Source organism: Agrobacterium sp. P15N1-A, assembly GCF_044626815.1.
In the GTDB taxonomy this organism is placed as follows: domain Bacteria; phylum Pseudomonadota; class Alphaproteobacteria; order Rhizobiales; family Rhizobiaceae; genus Agrobacterium; species Agrobacterium leguminum.
The window spans coordinates 616,109-637,791 of record NZ_JBIUPF010000002.1 but is presented as its reverse complement, the minus strand read 5'-3'; the positions used below and the strand labels follow the sequence as shown (position 1 = coordinate 637,791).

Here is a 21,683-nt window from a genome sequence, read left to right as displayed (position 1 = left end):
ATCGGAATGTTATGTTTTGGGAATAAAGGTTGCGGAGGCGGGTGCATGCGGATCGGGCGGCGGAATTTCATGGGTGGTGCGGCAAGCGCTGGCCTGCTGCATGCCGTGGCCGGCCCGGCCTTTGCCGCCGCGCAGAGGAAAGCGGCGAGCAAAACCGCCCCTTACGGCGCGGCCGTTTACCTGCCGGATCTCACCGCCGATAGCCGCATTGGCGAGGCGGTGGTGAAATATTGCTCGCGCATCACCCCCGTTACCGAAATGAAATGGGAGGTCCTGCGGCCTTCGGCGGAGGTGTTCGATTTCGCCGCCGCCGATGCAATCGCCAATTTCGCCCGTCAGCACAAGCTTTCCATGCACGGCCATCCGCTGATCTGGTATGCCTCCAACGCGCCCTGGCTTGCGAGCATCGGCGGCGGCGTGAAGGTCGAGAAGCTGATGGAGACCCATATCGTCACGGTGATGGAGCGTTATAAGGACGTGATCCACAGCTGGGACGTGGTCAATGAGCCGATCCCCGACGTGCCGGGCAATGTGCGCGCGCGGCGCGATGCCTGGTATTACGGCGCCGGGCCGGATGCCATCAAGAAAGCTTTCGAGATCGCCCATGCGGTCGATCCGAAGGCGCAGCTCGTGCTCAACGAATATGATGTGGAATTCGCCGCCGAGAAATCGCCGGCCAAGCGCGCGGCCTTTCGCGATCTCATTCTCGAACTGCTGGAGAAGGGCGCGCCGATCAACGCCGTCGGCCTGCAGGGGCATTTGCGCGGCGGCTGGCCGATCGCCAAGGACGAGCTTGCCGCCTTCACGGCGGAAATGCGCAGTTACGGTCTTGCCGTTCTGGTAACGGAGCTGGATGTGATGGACCAGACGCTGCCCGCGCCAGAGGCCGAACGCGATATGCTGATCAACGGCCAGGTCCGCGAGTTTCTGGAGGCGGCTTCCGCGGGCGGCGCGCTTTCCTCCATCACCACATGGGGCATCTCGGATCAATATAGCTGGATCCGCTGGGCCTATCCGCGCCGGGACGGCACTGCCAACCGGCCGCTGCCGCTGGACTGGAGTTTCAACGAAAAACCCATGATGGCCATCATCAATGAATTCCGGAACCGTGGTGCATGACTATGAATGCTGAAATGCCGCTTCCTCCCGTGCAAAAGGCGCTGCAAATCAACCTGCACCCCTTCGACGCCCCGCATGCGGCCCTGACCCTGCCGCATCAGCTCAGGGTCTGGGGCGGACAGGTGGACCGCATTCTGCTCACGGTCGATACGGGCCAGGTGGGGGCCGGCCGCTACAAGGGCAATGGTTTCGATGCGGCGCGCCAGCGTCTCTTCGACATGCTGGAGGAAATGCAGACCAATTATCCGCATCTGCATGTGGATATCGTCGATTACAGCGATGCGGCGCGCAGCGCCGTGACGGAAACCTTCTTTCCCCGCTCGCCGATCCCCTATCCCGCCAAGGCTTTCGATGGCGGGCCTTTCCATGTCTATTTCTACGGGCTGAAACGCGCCAATGCCCGTTATGTGCTGCATATGGACAGCGATATGATGTTCGGCGGCGGCAGCCAGAGCTGGTTCGGCGAGGCCATCGCGCTGCAGAAGGCCAATCCGGATGCGCTGTGCATCACGCCCTTTTCCGGGCCGCCGACGGTGCGCGGCGATCTGGATATTTCCCGCCATGTCGGCATGCCCGGCGTGAAGAACATACCTGCGCCGCGCAAGCTGCCGTCGCGCATTCCCACCTGGCGTTTCGCCACCGTGTCCACCCGGCTTTTCATGATCGACATGGAACGTTTTGCGAAACGCATCGGCTCGCTGGAACTGCTCAGGCCCGATGTCAAACGGCGCATCCGCTCCTATGCCTATAACCAGCAGCCGGTGTCGATGCCTGCGGAAGAGGTGCTGAGCACGAACATGATGCGCACGGGTGTTTATCGCCTCGATTTTCTCGGCACGGGCAAGGGCATGTATTCACTGCATCCGCCCTATCGCTCGCCGGAATTTTATGCGGCGCTCGCCTCCATCGTCGAGCGCATCGAAAAGGGCGATATTCCGGAAGGCCAGCTCGGCGATTTCGACATCAACGGATCGATGGTGGACTGGACCAGCGCGCTGGCGGCCAAGACGCGCTCCAAACGTTATGCGAAAGCGCTGCGCCATCTCATCTCGGCCAATGTCGGGCGGTTCAGCAAGGCTTGAGGGTTTCGATCCGTCTTCCGTCTCGAGGCGGGGCGGGAGGCTCAATAGTCGGTGATGAGCTTGCTCCAGCTCTCCGAGCAAAGTCCGCCAATATAGATATCGCCGGCCAGCGCCCTTTCCCGCAGTGCGTCATCGCGCGTCGCCATGCAGAAATAACCGTCATGGCGGAAGCTCATGTGGTTCTGGCGGTAAAGCGCGTTGATGAGAAAGGGCTGCGCCATGCCGGTGACATGGGCATAGTTCTCGTCATCGAAATGGCGGAACAGGGTGTTGAGCACATCGTTTTCGCAACCGGCATCGCAGACGAGATTGAGCACATAGGCCGTTTTCCCCCGCTGGCCGAAAAACAGCGCGGCACCCATGGCATGGCCTTCGGCATTCTCGATCACCACGCCTTTCAGCTCACCGAGGCTTTCATTGGCCCTGCTCATCTCTATCAGCCAGTGGAATTCCTCGTGAGACCATTCCGGGCGAATGGAAAAACGCTCGATCATCGCGAGCGCCCTGCGGCGGAAGGTTTCGTAATCCACGGTTTTCACCGTAGCGCCGGCAGCCTCCTGCGGTCTCAGACCCTTTTTCCACCGTCGCAGGATTCCATCCACAAATCCGAGCGCGGCGAGCGCCAGCGTGGTCTTTGCCAGTTTCGAACGGCGCGGCATGCGCAGCGCGATGGTGCAGAAAGGCTTGAGCGCCTTGTGCCATTGCAGGCTTTCAATCGGCAGCATGTTGCCGCCGGTCGCCACCCAGTGATCGGCGCTGACGGGTGAAGCCGTATCCGAGAACAACATGTCGTGTTTGGAGGCCCGCATGCCGCGGGACAGGCGCGCCGCGCCAAGCGCGCCGCGTTTGCCGTCCGATGCGAAGGCGCAGAGCAGCCTTGCGGTGATGGTTTTTCCATTCGCAACGAAGCGCATGGGTACGGCGAGGATGACGCTGGTGACCCCGTTTTCCCCGGCATCGTAGACAACGCTGCCGTTTTCCGGACTGAAGGCGGGACTGCCGAAAAACAGTTTTTCGATATAGGAGCCGAAATCGAAGTTCCGCTCCTGCCCGGTTTTCCTGAAAGCGCTGTTGAGCACGGCTTCGACAGCCGGAACGTCTTCCCTGCGCATGGGGCGGATGCCGGACACACCGATTTGAACCGGGCGTTGTGTCAAGTGACCGCTGTCGCCATCGTCCATATGGGTGTGTATCGGAACGTCCACCGTCGGCCCCCACCTTTTTACGCATTGACGAAATCAACCATAGGCAGCGTATATTTGAATGTCTTAATATAGATATAAAACCCGAAATCCGGTGGGATGTGAAATGTTCAATAAGATATAAAATTGTTTTATATCAACACATTAATTTAATGTCGCTGCATTATTTGAGGTTAACAAAATATACTTAAGTAAGCAACCGATGGATGAAATATGGAGCATTTTTTGTGGATGTTTTTTTGGGGTTTTGAAGTATAGCCTCTAGAAGCGGCGGCTTTGTCCCCTGTCGCCCGGCTCCGATTTCCGGAGGAAAAGCGCACAATCGCGGTGCTATTTTCCCGTGCATGAAGGATAACTAAAAAATAGGATTTGCGGGGGATATTCGTATTATCGAATATGCGAAGCACGAGTCTCGATGCGGGTGGCTTCAGGAAAGAGGGAGAGAAAAACCCCTTATGGATGCAGCGCATGGCGAACAGGGGCGTGGCTATTGGCGGGACGCGTTGTTTTACGTGACGTTCCTGTTTTTCACGGTCGGCTTTTCGCCCTATATCTCGCTCTCATCGACCTATCAGGGCTCCGCCATGGCGGCCGGGTCCAACCTGCTCAACCAGTTGACCGCGATCATCCTGTTTTTCAGTTTCCTGGCCTTCATGGCGAAGGAAAGGTCGTTTTCCATCCTCTTCATGCCGCGCCTGCTGATGGCGGCGATTTTCGGCTGGTTTGTCCTGACCTCGCTTGCGGGCGAAGCGCCGCTGTTTTCGCTGAGGCGGCTGGTCATGTGCGCCATTATCTGCGTGCTTGCCGGCGGCTTCCTGCAACTGCCGCGCACCGAGCGGCATTTCACGACGCTGCTTGCCACATGCGCCCTGATCATATTGTTCCTGTGCTATTTCGGAATCACCGTGCTGCCATCGCGCTCGATCCATCAGGCAAGCGACGCGCTGGAGCCGCTGCTGGCGGGGGACTGGCGCGGGGTTTTCCGCCATAAGAACGAAGCCGCCTCGGTCATGGCGGTGTTGATCATCGTCGGCATTTATCTCTGCAAGCGCTGGTCTTTCATCGGCGGGCTGTCGGTGCTGTTGCTGTCGCTGGTCTTTCTGGTCAAGTCGGGCGGCAAGACCGCGCTCGGGCTGATGCCGATCATCATTGCGACAGGCTGGTTCATACTGCGCTGGCCGCGCTGGCGTTACCCGGTCGTGACCCTGTTTCTGGCGGTTTTCGCGCTGGTGACCGTCGGCACCACGGTCGATCCCGTCTTTTCGCAGATGCTGACGAAGCTCGGGCTCGACGCCAGCTTTACCGGCAGACGGGATATCTGGACCGTCGCCATCGATTACATCCGTCAAAGCCCGCTCCTGGGATACGGCTATCAGGCCTTCTGGCGCAGCGACGCCCTGATGTCGAGTTTCACCGAGAACAATACCTGGGCGACGACCGCGCCGGATTCGCACAATGGTTATTTCGACCTTCTGCTGGCCGGCGGCGTGCCGGGGCTGATGCTGGTAATGGTGTGGATCTATCTCCTGCCGCTGCACTATCTCGGCAAAATGAACGAAGCCACGCGCAACAGTCCGCTGACGCGGCTCTATGTCGGCGTGTGGCTTTATGTGCTGCTCTACGGCTTTCTGGAAACGCTGTTTTTCCTCAGCACCGGGTTCGTCTGGTTCTTCCTCATCGTGGCCGTGATGGGCCTGCATCTTCAGGCCAATGCCAGCCTCGTGGAGGACGAGGTGGAGGGGGAACCGGAGAGAGCCGTCGGTGGAGCGGGCGTCGCCCCGACGTCCCTGCAAGGGCAGGCCTCCCCTGTCATTCGCTCCAGATGATATTTTGAAATGATTTTTCGTTGCAAATATGTAAAAGAGCCGATTGTTGCGCGCGTCTGCGGCTATTTTCGCTAAACATGCGCGGCTCAATTCTTTGTTATTGTGCACGTCGCACTGCGAAACCCCGGCTATTGGCGTGGCGGCACTGAAAAAACGGATCGGCTAGGTCAATCGATGGCAGATACAGGCGCCTGCGCGCTCGAGGCGGATGACATCCACAAGAGCTTCGGCACGCATGAAGTTTTGAAGGGCGTTTCCTTGCAGGCCCACAAGGGCGATGTCATCTCGATCATCGGGTCCTCCGGTTCCGGCAAAAGCACCTTTCTGCGCTGCATGAATTTTCTCGAAACGCCGGATCGCGGCCGCGTCATCGTCAATGGCGAGGAAATCGCCACGAAAACCGGCCGCGACGGCAAGGCCGTGCCGAAAAGCTGGCGGCAGGTGGAGAAACTGCGCACCGGGCTTGGCATGGTGTTCCAGAATTTCAATCTCTGGGCCCATCGCACGGTTATCGAAAACGTCATCGAGGCGCCCGTTCATGTTCTCGGCGTCAGGCGGCAGGAGGCGGTTGAAAAGGCCGAAGTCCTGCTGAACAAGGTCGGGCTTTATGACAAGAAAAACGCCTATCCGGCATTCCTGTCCGGCGGGCAGCAGCAGCGCGCCGCCATTGCGCGTGCGCTCTGCATGGAGCCGGCGGTGATGCTGTTCGACGAGCCCACTTCGGCGCTCGATCCGGAACTGGTGGGCGAGGTGCTGAAGGTCATTCGCGATCTGGCCGAGGAAGGCCGCACCATGCTGCTCGTCACCCATGAAATGCGCTTTGCGCGCGATGTTTCCTCTCAGGTCGTGTTTCTGCATCAGGGCCGGGTGGAGGAGACGGGGCCGCCGGCGCAGGTGTTCGGAAACCCCTTGAGCGCCCGGTGCCGGGAATTTACCGGCGCGCTTGCCAATTGACCCTTTTGCCTGACAATCCGTTTTAACAGGAGAGACTTGAATGAAATTCTTCGCCACGCTGCTTGCCGGAACGGCATTTGCGTTTTCCGCCTTCACGGCCAGCGCCGACGTGCGCTTCGGCATCATGAACGAGGCCTATCCGCCCTTCTTCGCCAAGGATGCCAGCGGCAAGTGGCAGGGTTGGGAAATCGATCTCATGGACGCCGTCTGCGCGGAAATGAAGGAAAAATGCTCGATCGTGGAGCTCTCCTGGGATGGTCTCATCCCGGCGCTGCAGACGAAAAAATTCGACGTCATCTGGTCGTCCATGTCGAACACGGAAGAACGTCAGAAGATCATCGATTTCACCGATAAATATTACAACACGCCGAGCAAGCTGATCGGCGCCAAGGGTGAAAAGGCGGGTGCGACAGCCGAGGACGTCAAGGGCAAGACCATCGGCATTCAGGTGGCCACCATCCAGTCGGAATATTACAAGAAATATTTCGCCGGTGTCGCCGATGAGAAGACCTACCAGACGCTGGACGAGGCATTTCAGGATCTCGCGGCCGGCCGCATCGACTACGTCTTCGGCGATTCCATCGTTCTCGACGCTTTCGTGAAGAGCGATGCCGGCAAGGATTGCTGCGCCGACATGGGCGATGTCGCCGACGACAAGGAAATCCTCGGTCTCGGCGTTTCGGGCGGCCTGCGCAAGGAAGACACCGAACTCAAGGCCAAGCTGAATGCGGCAATCGCCGCCGTCCGCGCCAGCGGCAAATATGACGAGATCACCAGGAAGTACTTCAGCTTCAATATTTACGGGCAGTAATTCGGTCTGATCGGTCACGCATATGGCAAGCCTTGAAACCACGTTGCAACTTCTGTCTCCCTATCCTCCGGGATGGGGCGGCACCCTGTTGAAGGGTGCGGCGTCGACGCTTGCCATTTCCGCCGGCGCCTATCTGATCGGCCTTGCCATCGGCATGGCCGGGGCGCTCGGCAAGCTTTCGGGCAACAGGCCTCTTGGCCTGCTGCTTAATCTCTATACCACCGCGATCCGCGCCGTTCCCGAGCTGATCCTCATCGTCGGGCTTTATTATGCCGGGACTGACGGCCTCAACCGGCTGCTGCTGCTCGCCGGCATGCCGCCGCTGGAGGTGAACGGTTTCGTTGCCGCCGTTGCGGTTCTGGGTTTCGTGCAGGGGGCCTATATGACCGAGGTGCTGCGCGGGGCGATCCTTGCTATTCCGAGCGGGCAGATCGAGGCGGCGCGCGCCTTCGGTATGTCGCCGGCCTTACGGTTCCGCCGGGTGGTTTTGCCGGCGCTTTTGCCGAACGCCTTGCCGGGGCTCGGCAATCTCTGGCTTGCGGTGACCAAGGACAGCGCCCTGGTGGCGGTCGTCGGTTATCAGGAACTGGCGCTCGCGACGCGTCTCGCCGGGGCCAGCACCAAGCAATATTTCCTGTTCTTCCTTGCCGCCGCCCTGCTTTACCTCGCCATCACGCTCGTTTCCAACCTCGTTTTTTCGCTGCTCGAACGCCGCGTGCGGCGCGGCCAGCCGGCCCTGGCCTGAGGAGGGAACGGCATGGATTTTTCATGGGTCGCGAAATATTGGCCGCTGCTTCTTTCGGGTGCATGGCAGACGGTGGCGCTGCTCGTCATCTCCGTCAGCATCGGGTTTCTTCTGGCCATCGGGCTTGCGTTTGCGCAGGTGAGCGGCGGGCGGGTGACGAAAATCCTGGCGCGGTCCTATTGCACCTTCTTCCGGGGCACGCCGCTGCTCATCCAGCTCTGGCTGCTTTATTACGGCGTCGGCTCGCTTCTGCCGATGATCCCCGGCCTGCGCCAGAGTTTTATGTGGCCGGTGCTGCGCGAAGGGTTCTTCTTTGCGGCCGTCAGCTTCACGCTGAATTATGCGGCCTACGAGGCGGAAGTTCTGCGCGGCGCGCTGCTGGCGGTGCCGAAAGGCGAGCTGGAGGCGGGCAGGGCGTTCGGCATGGGCCGTTTCACCCTCATTCGCCGCATCTGGCTGCCGCGCGCCATCCGCATCGCGCTGCCGACCATCGCCGGCGAGGTGGTGATGCAGCTCAAAGCCACGCCGCTTGCTTTCACCGTGACGGTGATGGACCTCTACGCCGTCGCCTACAAGGTGCGGCAGGATACGCTTCTGGTCTATGAGCCGCTGATCGTCGTCACCGTCTTTTATCTCATTCTCACCGCCATCATCGCCCGCTGTTTCGGCCTTGTCGAACAGCAGGTGCCGGTCAGGCGATAAACATTCAGGGAGTATGACCATGAGCACAATCCGTATCCTCGACGGCGGCATGAGCCGCGAATTGCAGCGGCTGGGCGCCGAGCTGAAACAGCCGGAATGGTCGGCGCTGGCGCTTATCGACGCGCCCGATATCGTGCGGCAGGTGCATGCGGAATTTATCGAAGCCGGCGCCGATGTCGTCACCACCAATTCTTATGCGCTGGTGCCCTTCCACATTGGCGAAGAGCGTTTCCAGAAGGATGGCGCATCGCTGATCGCCCTTTCGGGCAAGCTGGCGCGCGAAGCGGCGGATGCTTCCGGCCGCAAGGTGCTGGTGGCGGGTTCGCTGCCGCCGATCTTCGGTTCTTATGAGCCGCAGAATTTCGATGCCACGCGGGTGCAGGCCTATCTGCAGGTGCTGGTCGACAATCTTGCGCCTCATGTCGATGTCTGGCTCGGCGAGACGCTCAGCCTGATCGCCGAGGGCGAAGCGGTGCGCGAGGCCGTTGTCGCGACCGGCAAACCGTTCTGGATTTCCTTCACGCTCAACGACGATGCGGCTGCGGCCGGCGGCGAGCCTGCGCTTCGCTCCGGTGAAACGGTCAGGGCGGCTGCCGAATGGGCGGCGCAATCGGGTGCCGCCGCCCTTCTGTTCAATTGCAGCAAGCCGGAAGTCATGAAGGCCGCCGTCGAGACGGCCGCCGCCGTCTTCGCGGAAAAGGCTGTGTCGCTGGAAATCGGCGTCTACGCCAATGCCTTCGAGGGCGAGCAGGGCGATTCCGCCGCCAATGAGGGGCTGCATGGCACGCGCGCGGATCTGACCGGCGATGTCTATTCCCGTTTTGCCTGCTCCTGGGCGGATGCTGGCGCGACCATGATCGGCGGCTGCTGCGGCATCGGTGCGGCGCATATCCACAAGGTTGCGACAGCGCTGCGGCGCACGGCGGCCTGAAGCCCCCACGCCACTGCAAGAGACGGATGCGGCAGGTTTTGAACCTGCCGCTTTTTTTATGCGCCGCTATTGACCTCAACTATAGTTGAGGAATTATCAGGACATGGAACACACTTTTGAAGGACGTTCCATGAGCGACAATACACTTTCCATCCGCATCATCTTCGGCAGCGCCCGCAATCCGCGCTTCTGCGATGTCATCGGCAAATGGCTGCTGGAGCGGCTGGAGGCCCGGCCGGGACTGGAGCTTGCGGTCATCGACCCGCGCGAACTCGATCTGCCGCAGGACCACGCGCCCGAGCGCGCCGCGGTGCGGGAGCTTCGGCAAAGCCTCGATGGCGCCGATGCCTTCATCGTCGTCACACCGGAATATAACCGCAGTTACCCCGGCGCGCTGAAGGTGCTGATCGATTCCGCCTATGACGAATGGGGCGCCAAACCGGTGGCTTTCGTATCCTATGGCGGGATTTCCGGGGGGCTCCGCGCCGCCGAGCAGCTTCGTCCCGTCTTTGCGGAACTGCATGCGGTAACGATCCGCGATGTCGTCAGCTTCGCCAATCCCTGGGATCGTGTCGATGCCGCCGGCCAGTTCGACGCCGGGGCGCCGGCTGCGGGCGCGCTGGAGACGATGATGAACAAGCTCGGCTGGTGGGCGCGGGCGCTGAAACAGGCGCGGTCCGCAACGCCTTACAAGGGGGCGTGAGATGGCCGAAAAACCCTTCGCCTTGAAAGTGACGCTGCTGTTCGTCGCCACGCTCACCATCATGGCCGGAACCACGGTCGCGCCCTCGCTGCCGGCCATCGAGCAGACTTTCCTGTCGACGCCGCATGTGGATATCATGAGCCGCATGGTGCTGACGCTGCCTTCGGTCTTCGTGGCTTTCTGCGCGCCCATTGCCGGGGTGCTGGCGGATCGCTTCGGCCGCAAGCGGCTGCTGCTCGGCGCGATCCTGCTTTACAGCCTTTCCGGCATGTCCGGCCTTTTTGCCGATAGTCTTGCCGGCCTGCTCGTCGGGCGTGCCTTTCTCGGCCTGGCGATCGGCGCCATCATGACGATCGGCACGGCGCTGGTGGGCGATTATTTCGAAGGCCCGGCGCGGGAGCGTTATCTCGGCCTGCAACAGGCCTTTACCCAGATCGGCGGCGTGGTTTTTGTGGTGGCGGGCGGTTTGCTGGCGGATCTGCACTGGCGTGCGCCCTTCGCGGTCTATGCGGTCGCCCTGCTCATTCTGCCGGCGGCCCTGTTCTTTCTGACGGAGCCGGTGAGGAACGACAGCCGTATAAAAGCCGGCGGCGAACAGGACTTTGCGGTCAACTGGCTGCTGGTGGGTGTGCTGGCGCTGGCGGTATTTCTCGTCAATGCCCTGTTTTACACCATTCCCTCGCAATTGCCGTTCTTCCTGCGGGAGCTCGGAGTGTTTTCCGGCAGCATTGCGGGATACGCCATCGGCATTTTCAATCTGGCCGGGGCGCTGGCGGCGCTCAATTTCGGGCGATTGCGGGCAAGGGCCAGCGTGACCGCCATCATTGCCGCCGGGCTGGTGTCGATGGCGACGGGTTTTGCGCTGCTTGCCATGGCCGAGGGGCTGGTCGCCATGCTGTCATCGCTTGCGGTGGTGGGGTTTGGCCTTGGCGTGGTGATGCCGGGCATCATGTCCACCACCATCATGCTGGCGCCGCTCAGACTGCGCGGGCGTATCGCCGGCATCGTCACCGCTTCGATGTTTCTCGGGCATTTCATCTCGCCGCTGGCAAGCCAGCCATGGATTGCCCGCTTCGGTTTTGCCGCCGCCTATCGCGACATCGCCATGATATTCGCCGCCATGGCCGGACTTGCCGTCATGGCCGCCATCTTGCAGCGATGGGCGGCCACGCGAAGAGCGCGGCCCTTTGCGGGGGGCGGTTGACGACCCGTCTCCGGGGACAAAAAACACCCGTGCTTTGCCCGCCGTGGCGTGAAGGAATTGTAAAGTTTTTGATCATAATCATTTTATTGGAAAATAAACCGGGAGCGACGGCTGAAAATTCGCTCGCTTCCGTTTTTTCAGGGAATTCGGCCTGGCGTTCCCGCCTGCTGGCGGGCCGCCGCGCCAACCGTGGTGAGCGGCCTCCCCGTATTGGAAGGGACGGGCGGCTTTCTGCGGCGCATGCATGATGCAGATGCGGCCAGAGCCTATGATGCGGCTAGCGAAGTCTCGATGATCGGGGCGTTCGACGTGCAATGTCAGTCTTGCCGAACACCTCCGGCACGGGGAAGGAGCGGCTTTTTTCAATGACGTGAGGCTTTCCGTGTCTTTTCTTCAAAACGCCAGCATCCGCACCAAAATCCTGTCGCTCATTCTTCCGCTCTGCATCGTCGGCCTCGGCGCCGCCGCCTACATGTCCACCCGCTACAAGGAAGCGGACACGGCCTACTCGCTCTTTATCGCCAACGACAATGCCGCGCTGGTGGAGCTCGCGCGCGCCAACCGAAATCTGGTTGCCCTGGCCTATGGCGCCTATCAGGTCATGGCTTATGACGTGAACGGGCCGGAGATAAAGGCCGCCAAGCAGGCCTACAGTGACAGCAAGGGCGCGCTCCTGCAGCGCCTCAATAATGCGAAGACTGTTTTTCCCGAAGAGTCCGCTGCGATGGACGCCTTCATCGCGCAGTCGCAGGCCATAACCGCCATGACGGACAAGGCTGTCGAACTTGGCATGGCAAACCGTAATGAGGAATCCGCTGCCCAGCTGCTTAAGGCGGACGCCTCCATTCAGGCGACTTCGGTTGCCCTGACGGCGCTGCTGGACAAGCTCGCCAAGGGCGTCGTCGAGGGAAGCGACGAACTGACGGACCAGACCAATTCGACCATCCTCACTTCGCTGGTGGTTGTCGGCATCGCTTTTGCGGCCGGCATCATTCTGGCGCTGTTCGTGGCCTCCCGTGGCATCACCACGCCTATCGCCCGCCTGCGCGAGCGCATGGTGTCGCTTGCCGGCGGCGAGACGGCGACGGAAATCGACGGCATGGCGCGCCGCGACGAAGTGGGCCAGATGGCGAAGGCCGTGCAGGTCTTCCGCGAAAACGCCATCGAGCGCATTCGTCTCGAACAGGAAACCGAAGCCAATCGCAGCCTCTCGGAGAAAGACCGGATCGAGCGCGAACAGCAGAAGGCAAGGGAAGCGGCCGACGTCAAGTTCGCCGTCGACAATCTCGCCGCCGGTCTCTCGAAGCTTTCGGAAGGCGATGTTTCCTATCGCATCGGCCAGCCGTTCACCGCGACGCTCGACGCCGTTCGCAACAATTTCAACATGTCCGCCGAAAAGCTGCAGGCGGCCCTGACCAAGGTGGCGCAGAACGCCAGCGGCATCGGCGCGGGTGCGGACGAGATCAAATCTGCCGCCGACGATCTGGCCAAGCGCACCGAGCAGCAGGCCGCGGCTGTCGAAGAAACCGCCGCCGCTCTGGAAGAAATCACCACGACGGTCAGGGATTCCACCAAGCGCGCACAGGAGGCGGGCCTGATCGTCAGCCGTGCCAGGGCGGGCGCCGAACAATCCGGCGACGTGGTGCGCCGCGCCGTGGTCGCCATGGAGCAGATTGCGAAATCCGCCAATGAGATCAGCAACATCATCGGCGTTATCGACGAGATCGCTTTCCAGACCAACCTTCTGGCGCTCAATGCCGGTGTGGAAGCGGCGCGTGCGGGTGAGGCCGGCAAGGGTTTTGCCGTCGTCGCACAGGAAGTGCGCGAGCTTGCCCAGCGCTCCGCCCATGCCGCCAAGGAGATCAAGGCGCTGATCAACACCTCGAACGATCAGGTGCAGCAGGGCGTTCAGCTGGTGGGCGACACCGGCAAGGCGCTGGCGACCATCGTTTCGGAAGTGCAGGAGATCAACCGGCACGTCGTCTCCATCGTGGAAGCCGCGCAGGAACAGTCTTCCGGCCTGCAGCAGATCAATACGGCGGTCAACCAGATGGATCAGGACACGCAGAAAAATGCGGCCATGGTGGAAGAAACCAATGCCGCAAGCCATAGCCTTGCCAAGGAAGTGGCGTCGCTCAACCAGCTGCTCTCCCAGTTCCGGCTCGCCGACGGCGCCCATCAGCCGAAAAGCCAGCCCGCGCCGGTTCGTAGCGCCGGTGGCAGCGACAAATATGTCGCCTCTCCCGTCCGTGCACTGGGCCGCAAGATCGCCTCGGCGTTTTCGGGCAATGCCGCCGTCGATACAAAGGGCGACTGGCAGGAGTTCTGAGCCGCGATTGGCTGCCGACATGCGTTTCGGCGGGGAGACATCCCCGCCGGCGTTCAACGACGATGTGGTGCAAGCGAAAGCCGTTCCGGCAAAATCGATGTCGACCGTGCGAAACGCAACGCCTTCGCGACGGCTATACAATCCGCATCGGCCACCATCGCCATGGGGTTCACCGGCACCGGTTCACGCGCGAAAATATCCATCTGATGAAATCTGAACTTTTCGCTGCCCGACCGGCAGGGCACTTAGGGTCCGCTGGGGCCCTTTTCCTTCTTCGCCTGATCGTGATGCCACTTGATGGCGAAGTACATGCCCGTACCCAGCACGATAATCTTGAACGGAAGAAAGACTATAGGGAAGAAATCTACCCAATCCCAATCCATCATTGGAGTATTTCCAGTCTATTATCTGACGCATTCTGCCGGGGTAGCGCTATCGCAAAACTGCTGCTTCAACAACGTCATTTGACGCTCTCAGGCAGGGTCTTTTTGACGCAGCCTGCGCCGATTCGCTTCATCCGGAGCTCTTGAAGCTCATTCTCGACATGCTTCCCGTGATTGTTTCAGGGATAGCGTGAAACGCTGAAAGCTTTGAGAAATATGGCGCACCCGGCAGGATTCGAACCTGCGACCTTTGGAATCGGAATCCAACACTCTATCCAGCTGAGCTACGGGTGCAGCGGTCACGCTTGAATCGCGTGCAGCGGTTGGTTCATACCCCAGCTTTGTTTTCGCATCAATGTCTAAAAATCAGAGATTTGCGAAAGGTTGCCGGTTTTTGGGCGGAGCCCGGCGTGGTGCCTGCTTTGGGGTGGTCATGGGCCCTTGTGCGGTGGCAGGGCGATGCGTCGTTTGACGTATTGTCTTTTTGCCGGAATAGGTTTTCCCTTATAAGTAGTATGTTATTGCCGGGCCGGACCGCTGTTTTGCCGCTTTCACGAAGAGGCCCTCGGATGAGGGCAACGCCTTTCAAATACGGCGCGGGAGGCGATTTTATCCCCTCAAAATTGGCGGGTAAATAGTCATACTTTTTTTGTTCGTCGGGTGGCGATCCGGAGTCCGGGTTTGCTTTGCCGGCGATTAACTGTCAAATTATTATACAATATTAGTATCATCTACATTTATTTGGGATACAGTTTCGTGACGTTGTCGGTTATGATTTCGACAGGGTAAAGGAACGAATCAGGCGGGGGATCGGATGGCTTTGCGATTGGCACACAGCAACGGGCCGCGGACGGAAAAGGCCGAAAGCGGCAGCGCGGAAGCGGCGCATATCACGGCTATCGACTATGGGTTGCTGACGACTGCGATCAGCTATCATTTGCGACACTCGCAACTTGCCGTGGCAAACGGTTTTGCCGATGTGCTGGCGGAGCAGGGATTGCGGCCGGCCGATTTTTCCGTTCTCGTCATCGTCGGCGGCAATCCAGGTCTCAAGCAGAGCGATGTGGCGGAAGCGCTCGGCATACAGCGCGCCAATTTCGTCGCCATCGTCGACAGCATGGAAGAGAAGGGACTGCTCGTCCGCCGCAAATCGGAAGAGGACCGGCGCGTTCATTTCCTCGACATGACGGAGGAGGGCAGCAGCCTTCTCGACCGGCTTTCCAATACCTGGCGGGATCGTGAGGAAAAGCTGATCGACAGGATCGGCGGCAAGAAGGCCCGGGATCAGCTTCTGGCGCTGCTCGGACGCCTGCGGGACTGAGCTTCGACGAGAGCGGGGCTATCCGGGCGCGGGCCGCCGCAGGGTGCTGCCTGTGACGCAGATGTTCCGTCTTCCCATTGCCTGTGGCATCGGCGACGGTCTTCCTGCGCTGGTCTTTCACGCCAGCCTGATCGGCAGCGGGGCTGAATTGCGTTGCAATTTTCCTGTGAAACCGCCAAGACGCATAAGCATCTTCACGCCTTTGGGTGTGGAACCGCAATCATGCGATCGACTGGAAAGGCCCGGGACGGGAACGCCATGCTGAATATCGATACGAGTCATCCGCTTTATCGTCCCCTGTGGGTCCGGTTGCTCATCGTCGGCTTTTGCGCCGCGTGGGCCGTCATCGAATTCGTCAATCGCGAGTTTTTCTGGGGAACCATCGTTGCCGGCATCGGGGCTTATGCGGCCTATGAATTGCTGCTGAAGTTCAAACCCGCAGGCGATGCTCCCAAAAGCGGAAATGGTGCGGATGAACCTGTCGCCGAAAGTGCGCCCACCGACAAGAACGATGCGGGCTGAAGCGCCTCCTGTCTTTCGTTTCATGTATTTTGCGAGATAAGGCCGTCCGGCACTTTTACCGAAAATGCTCCCGCGCCCGCAGCATCCGGATCGCCTGGTCGATCAGGAGATTGGCCGCTGTCATGCGCAGCGTCGCATTGTGCCGGAACTGCGGTTTTACCCGGTCGGGATGATTGAGGCGGGCAAAGGCGCGACGCTTTTCCGCAAGCGTTGCGGCCGTGTCGGTGTCGTGGATCGCCAGTTCCGCCGAAACATCCGCAAGCGACGTCTTTTCGAGATGAGCCGGCATCGGTTCCGGTTCGGGCTCCGGTTCCGGTTCGGGTAGTGGCGCGGGGTCGGCCAGGAAGGCGAGATAGGCATCGAGGTTGCCGTTCGCGGGCGGCGGCGTTTCAATATGTGTATCGATGACGAAGCCCGAGCTGAAACCGGCAATGCGGTGACCGGCGGGCGGTGGCGGCTCGGCGCCTTCCTCTTCCGTTTCTTTTTCGTGTTTCAGCCTGTCGACGACCGACTGGAAAACGGATTGTCCGAAGAGCATGCGGCTTTTCCCTCGCCGGTCTGACTATCCGGCCTTTATGAATCATGAAGGTGGTGTCTGGCTTGCCGCCGTCACGGGCCGGTCAGCTTGCGGCTTTCATCCAGAACCAGATCGTAGAGCAGGCGGGCGCTGGGTGGCAGGACGCGGCCCTTGGTGGTGATGATGCTGTAGGGCTTTACGACGAGCTCGAAATCCGTCGGCAATATCCGGGTTCGGCCGATATCCGCCTGCTGCCCCGCAACGAATTCGGCCATGTCCTGCGCGATTGGGGCGATGGCGTCCGTGTTGCAGACAAGCGCAAGGGTGAGCACCACGGATGGCGTGTTGATGACGTTGCGCGGCATGGCGACGCCGTGGGTGAGGAAGACATCCTCCATGGTTCTGCGCAAAAGCGCGCCGGGCGGCTGGAAAACCCAGTCGTAACCGGAGAGATCCTGCAGGGTCACGGGCTCGCCGCGAAGCAGCGGGTGGCCTTCGCGCACCACAAGACAGGCGCGCTCTATGCCGATTTCATGGATGGAAAAGAGGCCGGGATCGAAATCATCGGGAATGCGGCCGATGATGAAATCGTGCCGCGCCGCCAGCAGTTCGCGGGCCAGCACGTTGCTGCTTTCCACCTGCACGTTGATTTCGATGCCGGGATAGGTGTCCATGGCGCGCCTTATGGCGGGAACCACGAGGCTGATCGCAGGTGCTGTGACGGCGCCGATATAGACCGAGCCGCCGCTGCCGGATTTCATCTGGTTCAGCTCGCGGCTCGCCTCGCGCAGTTCCAGCAATATGGTGCGTGCCCGCCGCGCCAGCGCCTCGCCGAATTTCGTCAGCACCACGCCGCGCGAGGCCCGCTGACAAAGGGGTGATTTGACGATCGCCTCCATTTCCGAGAGCATGCGCGAGGCGGCCGGCTGCGTCATGTTCATGGCGGCGGCGGCCGCGCTGACCTGCCCGTGCTCCTCGATCATGACCAGCATGCGCAGGTGGCTCATCTTCAATCCGGCCCGCAGCAAAGGGTTGTCCTCAAAGACGAAAAGGGCATCCGTTGTTTGCGCCTGCTCATACACTTTTTGGTTGTTCATTCGTGATTTTATACCCCTCATCGGTTTTTGTATCGATTTAATATATCATAATTGATATATGGAAACTGATTTATTCTATTTGACAGTTATATGGATTCAGAACAATTTGCAGAATGCCGGGGAGGAGCGGCAGCTGTTCCATTTCGCAATTGCGAAATCGGGGTGAGCGCAATGCGGCTTCTTCCTCTGACGGCATGAATTTCATGGTGCACCGCAGCATGCGGGCTCCAGAGAAGGGCTCAAGGGAGAGAGTTAATGAAGTCCATTATTTCGCTGATGGCAGCTTGTGCCATCGGTGCTGCTTCTTTCGCAGTGCCGGCTTTCGCACAGGACAAGGGTTCCGTTGGTATCGCCATGCCGACCAAGTCGTCCGCACGCTGGATCGACGACGGCAACAACATCGTGAAGCAGCTTCAGGAAGCCGGTTACACGACCGACCTGCAATATGCCGATGACGATATTCCGAACCAGCTTTCCCAGATCGAAAACATGGTCACCAAGGGCGTCAAGGTCCTCGTGATCGCATCGATCGACGGCACGACGCTGTCGGACGTTCTGAAGCAGGCCGGCGAGCAGGGCATCAAGGTCATCGCTTATGACCGCCTGATCCGTAACAGCGGCGACGTCAGCTACTACGCCACCTTCGACAACTTCCAGGTTGGCGTTCTGCAGGCGACTTCGATCGTCGACAAGCTCGGCCTGAAGGATGGCAAGGGTCCGTTCAACATCGAGCTCTTCGGCGGCTCCCCGGACGACAACAACGCCTTCTTCTTCTATGACGGCGCGATGTCGGTTCTCCAGCCTTACATCGACAGCGGCAAGCTCGTCGTGAAGTCCGGCCAGACCGGCATGGACAAGGTCGGTACGCTGCGTTGGGACCCGGCAACGGCCCAGGCCCGCATGGACAACCTGCTGTCCGCTTATTACACCGACGCCAAGGTTGACGCCGTTCTGTCGCCTTACGACGGTCTCTCCATCGGCATCATCTCCTCGCTGAAGGGCGTTGGTTATGGCACGAAGGACCAGCCGCTGCCGGTCGTTTCCGGTCAGGACGCTGAAGTTCCTTCCGTCAAGTCGATCATTGCCGGCGAACAGTATTCCACCATCTTCAAGGACACCCGCGAACTCGCCAAGGTGACCGTGAACATGGTCAACGCCGTTCTGCAGGGCAAGGAGCCTGAGGTAAACGACACCAAGACCTATGAAAATGGCGTCAAGGTCGTTCCGTCCTACCTGCTGAAGCCGGTTGCAGTAACCAAGGAGAACTACAAGCAGGTTCTCGTCGATGGCGGTTACTACAAGGAAGACCAGCTGAAATAAGCTCGACACACATGCGGGGATGGCTTGGCGTCATCCCCGTTTTTCCATAAAAATAAAAACGCCGGAATTAATCGGGCGCTGGATTGCGATATGGCCAATACCATTCTCGAAATGCGGAACATCACCAAGACGTTTCCGGGCGTGAAAGCGCTTGAGAACGTCAACCTCAAGGTTAAAGAGGGTGAGATCCACGCACTCGTCGGTGAGAACGGCGCGGGGAAGTCGACCTTGATGAAGGTCCTTTCCGGTGTTTACCCCGCCGGCACCTATGAGGGCGAAATCCACTATGAAGGCGCAGTGCGGAATTTTCGCGCCATCAACGACAGTGAAGATATTGGTATCATCATCATTCACCAGGAGCTGGCGCTCGTGCCGCTCCTGTCGATTGCGGAAAACATCTTCCTTGGCAACGAGGTCGCTTCGGGCGGCGTCATCAACTGGCAGCAGACCTTCAACCGTACCCGCGAACTTTTAAAGAAGGTGGGTCTGAAGGAATCGCCGGAGACACTGATCACCGATATCGGTGTGGGCAAGCAGCAGCTCGTCGAAATCGCCAAGGCGCTGTCGAAGAGCGTGAAGTTGCTCATCCTCGATGAGCCGACGGCTTCGCTCAACGAAAGCGATTCCGAGGCGCTCTTGAACCTGTTGATGGAATTCCGCAAGCAGGGCATGACCTCGATCATCATCACCCACAAGCTCAACGAAGTGCGCAAGGTGGCCGACCAGATCACCGTTTTGCGCGACGGCATGACGGTGAAGACGCTCGACTGTCATCAGGAAGAAATCAGCGAGGATGTCATCATCCGCAACATGGTGGGGCGCGATCTCGAGGATCGTTATCCGCCGCGCGACGTGCCGATCGGCGAGACCATTCTCGAAGTGAAGAACTGGAACGCCTATCACCAGCAGCACCGCGACCGCCAGGTTCTGCACGATATCAACGTTACCGTGCGCAAGGGCGAAGTCGTCGGCATTGCCGGTCTGATGGGTGCCGGGCGCACCGAATTCGCCATGAGCGTGTTCGGCAAGTCCTATGGCCACAAGATCAGCGGCGAAGTGCTGATCGACGGCAAGCCGGTCGATGTCAGCACCGTGCGCAAGGCCATCGATGCGGGTCTCGCCTATGTCACGGAAGACCGCAAGCATCTCGGTCTCGTGCTCAACGACAACATTCTGCACAATACCACGCTTGCCAATCTGGCCGGCGTGTCGAGTGCCAGCATCATCGACGACATCAAGGAAATGAAGGTGGCGAGCGATTTTCGCACGCGCCTGCGCATCCGCTCGTCGGGGATTTTTCAGGAAACGGTCAATCTTTCGGGCGGCAACCAGCAGAAGGTCGTGCTCTCCAAGTGGCTGTTCTCCAATCCTGACGTGCTGATCCTCGATGAACCGACCCGCGGTATCGATGTCGGCGCGAAATACGAAATCTACACCATCATCAACCAGCTCGCTGCCGACGGCAAAGGCGTTCTGATGATCTCATCGGAAATGCCCGAACTGCTCGGCAATTGCGACCGCATCTACGTCATGAACGAAGGCCGCATCGTCGCTGAATTGCCGAAGGGAGAGGCGAGCCAGGAAAGCATCATGCGCGCTATCATGCGCTCAGGGGAGAAGAACTCATGAGTTCGGCAAACACCACAAACGAAGAAAGTAACGTCGTCTCGGTCGGGTCGTATATTCGCGCCAATATCCGCGAATACGGCATGCTGATCGCGCTCGTCGCCATCATGGTTTTCTTCCAGTTCTACACCGGCGGCATCCTGTTCCGTCCTGTGAACCTGACCAACCTCATCCTGCAGAACTCGTTCATCGTCATCATGGCGCTGGGCATGCTGCTCGTCATCGTGGCCGGGCATATCGACCTGTCGGTCGGCTCCATCGTCGCCTTTGTCGGCGCGATAGCGGCCATATTGACCGTGCAATGGGGCATGAACCCGTTCCTTGCGGCGCTGATTTGTCTCGTCATCGGCGGCATCATCGGTGCTGCACAGGGTTACTGGATCGCTTACCACCGCATCCCGTCCTTCATCGTGACGCTGGCGGGCATGCTGGTGTTCCGCGGCCTGACGCTGTTCGTGCTCGGCGGTAAGAACATCGGTCCGTTCCCGACCGATTTCCAGATCATCAGCACCGGCTTCCTGCCTGATATCGGCGGCATTGAAGGTCTCAACACCACCTCGATGATCCTGACGGTACTGATTACCGTCGTGCTGTTCTATCTCGCATGGCGCCGTCGCGTCGTGAACGTGAAGCACGGTATCGATGTCGAGCCTTTCGGTTTCTTCATCGCCCAGAACCTTTTGATTTCGGCTGCGATCCTGTTCCTCGGCTACCAGCTTTCCACCTATCGCGGCCTGCCCAACGTGCTGATCGTGATGCTTGTTCTCGTTGCGCTCTACAGCTTCGTGACCCGCCGCACCACCATCGGCCGTCGCATCTATGCGATGGGCGGCAATGAAAAGGCGACCAAGCTTTCCGGTATCAATACCGAACGCCTGAGCTTCCTCACCTTCGTCAACATGGGTGTGCTGGCCGGCCTTGCCGGCATGATCATCGCGACACGCCTCAACTCGGCGACGCCGAAGGCGGGTGTGGGCTTCGAGCTCGACGTCATCGCGGCCTGCTTCATCGGCGGCGCTTCGGCATCCGGCGGCGTTGGCAAGATCACCGGTGCGGTCATCGGCGCCTTCATCATGGGCGTCATGAACAACGGCATGTCGATCGTCGGCCTCGGCATCGACTTCCAGCAGATGGTCAAGGGCCTCGTGCTGCTCGCCGCCGTGTTCTTCGACGTCTACAACAAGAACAAGGGCTGATTGCCCAACCCACATAGCAAGTCAAAAAAGTGGCCGGTTTCCGGCCACTTTCATAAGGTGCAGGCGTTATGCGCCGCTTAGAAGAGACAAGGC

20 protein-coding genes and 1 tRNA gene are annotated in these 21,683 nt (G+C 59.8%); 16 read left to right on the top strand and 5 right to left on the bottom strand.

The window, feature by feature from the left end:
* Nucleotides 1-45 precede the first annotated feature (45 nt).
* Together uppI and uppG are read left to right on the top strand one after the other, a co-directional pair.
* Nucleotides 46-1,119 (top strand): polysaccharide biosynthesis UDP-hexose transferase UppI, encoded by a 1,074-nt coding sequence (gene uppI, locus ACIK7D_RS11050; RefSeq protein ID WP_400156292.1) that lies wholly within the window; start codon nucleotides 46-48, stop codon nucleotides 1,117-1,119.
* 2 nt (nucleotides 1,120-1,121) lie between these two features.
* The gene (gene uppG / locus ACIK7D_RS11045; protein WP_164865525.1) at nucleotides 1,122-2,201 is read left to right on the top strand and encodes a polysaccharide biosynthesis glycosyltransferase UppG; all 1,080 of its coding nucleotides are present in this window, start codon (nucleotides 1,122-1,124) and stop codon (nucleotides 2,199-2,201) included.
* 41 nt (nucleotides 2,202-2,242) lie between these two features.
* Here the strand turns inward: uppG and ACIK7D_RS11040 are convergent, their stop codons facing one another.
* Complete coding sequence (locus tag ACIK7D_RS11040; protein ID WP_400156393.1) at nucleotides 2,243-3,313, bottom strand: GNAT family N-acetyltransferase; 1,071 nt, start codon at nucleotides 3,311-3,313, stop codon at nucleotides 2,243-2,245.
* Between the two features lie 545 nt (nucleotides 3,314-3,858).
* On the opposite strand from ACIK7D_RS11040, the gene uppW reads away from it, so the two are divergent.
* From uppW to ACIK7D_RS10995, 9 genes are all read left to right on the top strand, one after another.
* A complete protein-coding gene (uppW, locus tag ACIK7D_RS11035) occupies nucleotides 3,859-5,229 on the top strand; it encodes a Wzy-type polysaccharide biosynthesis protein UppW (protein ID WP_400156291.1) in 1,371 nt (456 codons plus the stop codon).
* 174 nt (nucleotides 5,230-5,403) lie between these two features.
* Nucleotides 5,404-6,183 (top strand): ABC transporter ATP-binding protein, encoded by a 780-nt coding sequence (locus ACIK7D_RS11030; protein ID WP_400156290.1) that lies wholly within the window; start codon nucleotides 5,404-5,406, stop codon nucleotides 6,181-6,183.
* Nucleotides 6,184-6,223: 40 nt separating this feature from the next.
* Entirely contained in the window at nucleotides 6,224-6,994 is a 771-nt protein-coding gene (locus ACIK7D_RS11025; RefSeq protein ID WP_080815993.1) for a transporter substrate-binding domain-containing protein, read from the top strand.
* A gap of 22 nt (nucleotides 6,995-7,016) precedes the next feature.
* Nucleotides 7,017-7,739: an ABC transporter permease gene (locus ACIK7D_RS11020; RefSeq protein ID WP_035262440.1), complete on the top strand. Its 723-nt coding sequence runs from the start codon at nucleotides 7,017-7,019 to the stop codon at nucleotides 7,737-7,739.
* 12 nt (nucleotides 7,740-7,751) lie between these two features.
* Entirely contained in the window at nucleotides 7,752-8,441 is a 690-nt protein-coding gene (locus tag ACIK7D_RS11015; protein WP_080815995.1) for an ABC transporter permease, read from the top strand.
* Between the two features lie 19 nt (nucleotides 8,442-8,460).
* The gene (locus ACIK7D_RS11010; protein ID WP_400156289.1) at nucleotides 8,461-9,372 is read left to right on the top strand and encodes a homocysteine S-methyltransferase family protein; all 912 of its coding nucleotides are present in this window, start codon (nucleotides 8,461-8,463) and stop codon (nucleotides 9,370-9,372) included.
* A gap of 130 nt (nucleotides 9,373-9,502) precedes the next feature.
* Nucleotides 9,503-10,075: an NADPH-dependent FMN reductase gene (locus ACIK7D_RS11005; RefSeq protein ID WP_262533666.1), complete on the top strand. Its 573-nt coding sequence runs from the start codon at nucleotides 9,503-9,505 to the stop codon at nucleotides 10,073-10,075.
* 1 nt (nucleotide 10,076) lies between these two features.
* Nucleotides 10,077-11,279: an MFS transporter gene (locus ACIK7D_RS11000; protein WP_174025383.1), complete on the top strand. Its 1,203-nt coding sequence runs from the start codon at nucleotides 10,077-10,079 to the stop codon at nucleotides 11,277-11,279.
* 382 nt (nucleotides 11,280-11,661) lie between these two features.
* On the top strand, nucleotides 11,662-13,608 hold the full coding sequence (locus tag ACIK7D_RS10995; RefSeq protein WP_400156288.1) for a methyl-accepting chemotaxis protein: 1,947 nt from the start codon (nucleotides 11,662-11,664) through the stop codon (nucleotides 13,606-13,608).
* A 53-nt stretch (nucleotides 13,609-13,661) separates the two neighbouring features.
* On the opposite strand, the gene ACIK7D_RS10990 is transcribed toward ACIK7D_RS10995, so the two are convergent.
* Nucleotides 13,662-13,811, bottom strand: a complete 150-nt coding sequence (locus ACIK7D_RS10990; RefSeq protein ID WP_175422020.1) for a hypothetical protein — start codon at nucleotides 13,809-13,811, stop codon at nucleotides 13,662-13,664.
* A 397-nt stretch (nucleotides 13,812-14,208) separates the two neighbouring features.
* Nucleotides 14,209-14,285, bottom strand: a tRNA-Arg gene (locus tag ACIK7D_RS10985).
* A gap of 520 nt (nucleotides 14,286-14,805) precedes the next feature.
* Here ACIK7D_RS10985 and ACIK7D_RS10980 point away from each other — a divergent pair.
* Both ACIK7D_RS10980 and ACIK7D_RS10975 read left to right on the top strand, forming a co-directional pair.
* The gene (locus tag ACIK7D_RS10980; protein ID WP_003520548.1) at nucleotides 14,806-15,312 is read left to right on the top strand and encodes a MarR family winged helix-turn-helix transcriptional regulator; all 507 of its coding nucleotides are present in this window, start codon (nucleotides 14,806-14,808) and stop codon (nucleotides 15,310-15,312) included.
* A 258-nt stretch (nucleotides 15,313-15,570) separates the two neighbouring features.
* The gene (locus ACIK7D_RS10975) at nucleotides 15,571-15,834 is read left to right on the top strand and encodes a hypothetical protein (protein WP_107341334.1); all 264 of its coding nucleotides are present in this window, start codon (nucleotides 15,571-15,573) and stop codon (nucleotides 15,832-15,834) included.
* A gap of 55 nt (nucleotides 15,835-15,889) precedes the next feature.
* Here the strand turns inward: ACIK7D_RS10975 and ACIK7D_RS10970 are convergent, their stop codons facing one another.
* Together ACIK7D_RS10970 and ACIK7D_RS10965 are read right to left on the bottom strand one after the other, a co-directional pair.
* Nucleotides 15,890-16,372: a hypothetical protein gene (locus tag ACIK7D_RS10970; protein ID WP_400156287.1), complete on the bottom strand. Its 483-nt coding sequence runs from the start codon at nucleotides 16,370-16,372 to the stop codon at nucleotides 15,890-15,892.
* Between the two features lie 71 nt (nucleotides 16,373-16,443).
* Nucleotides 16,444-17,448: a LysR family transcriptional regulator gene (locus ACIK7D_RS10965; protein WP_020808912.1), complete on the bottom strand. Its 1,005-nt coding sequence runs from the start codon at nucleotides 17,446-17,448 to the stop codon at nucleotides 16,444-16,446.
* Between the two features lie 255 nt (nucleotides 17,449-17,703).
* Here ACIK7D_RS10965 and chvE point away from each other — a divergent pair, with 255 nt between their 5' ends.
* The 3 genes from chvE (at nucleotide 17,704) to gguB (ending at nucleotide 21,590) form a co-directional block, all read left to right on the top strand.
* Nucleotides 17,704-18,768 (top strand): sugar ABC transporter substrate-binding protein ChvE, encoded by a 1,065-nt coding sequence (gene chvE, locus ACIK7D_RS10960; RefSeq protein ID WP_003520542.1) that lies wholly within the window; start codon nucleotides 17,704-17,706, stop codon nucleotides 18,766-18,768.
* Nucleotides 18,769-18,858: 90 nt separating this feature from the next.
* Nucleotides 18,859-20,397: a sugar ABC transporter ATP-binding protein GguA gene (gene gguA / locus ACIK7D_RS10955; protein WP_400156286.1), complete on the top strand. Its 1,539-nt coding sequence runs from the start codon at nucleotides 18,859-18,861 to the stop codon at nucleotides 20,395-20,397.
* Entirely contained in the window at nucleotides 20,394-21,590 is a 1,197-nt protein-coding gene (gguB, locus tag ACIK7D_RS10950; RefSeq protein ID WP_020810904.1) for a sugar ABC transporter permease GguB, read from the top strand. Before gguA ends, gguB begins: the two co-directional genes overlap by 4 nt.
* Nucleotides 21,591-21,683: the final 93 nt, after the last annotated feature.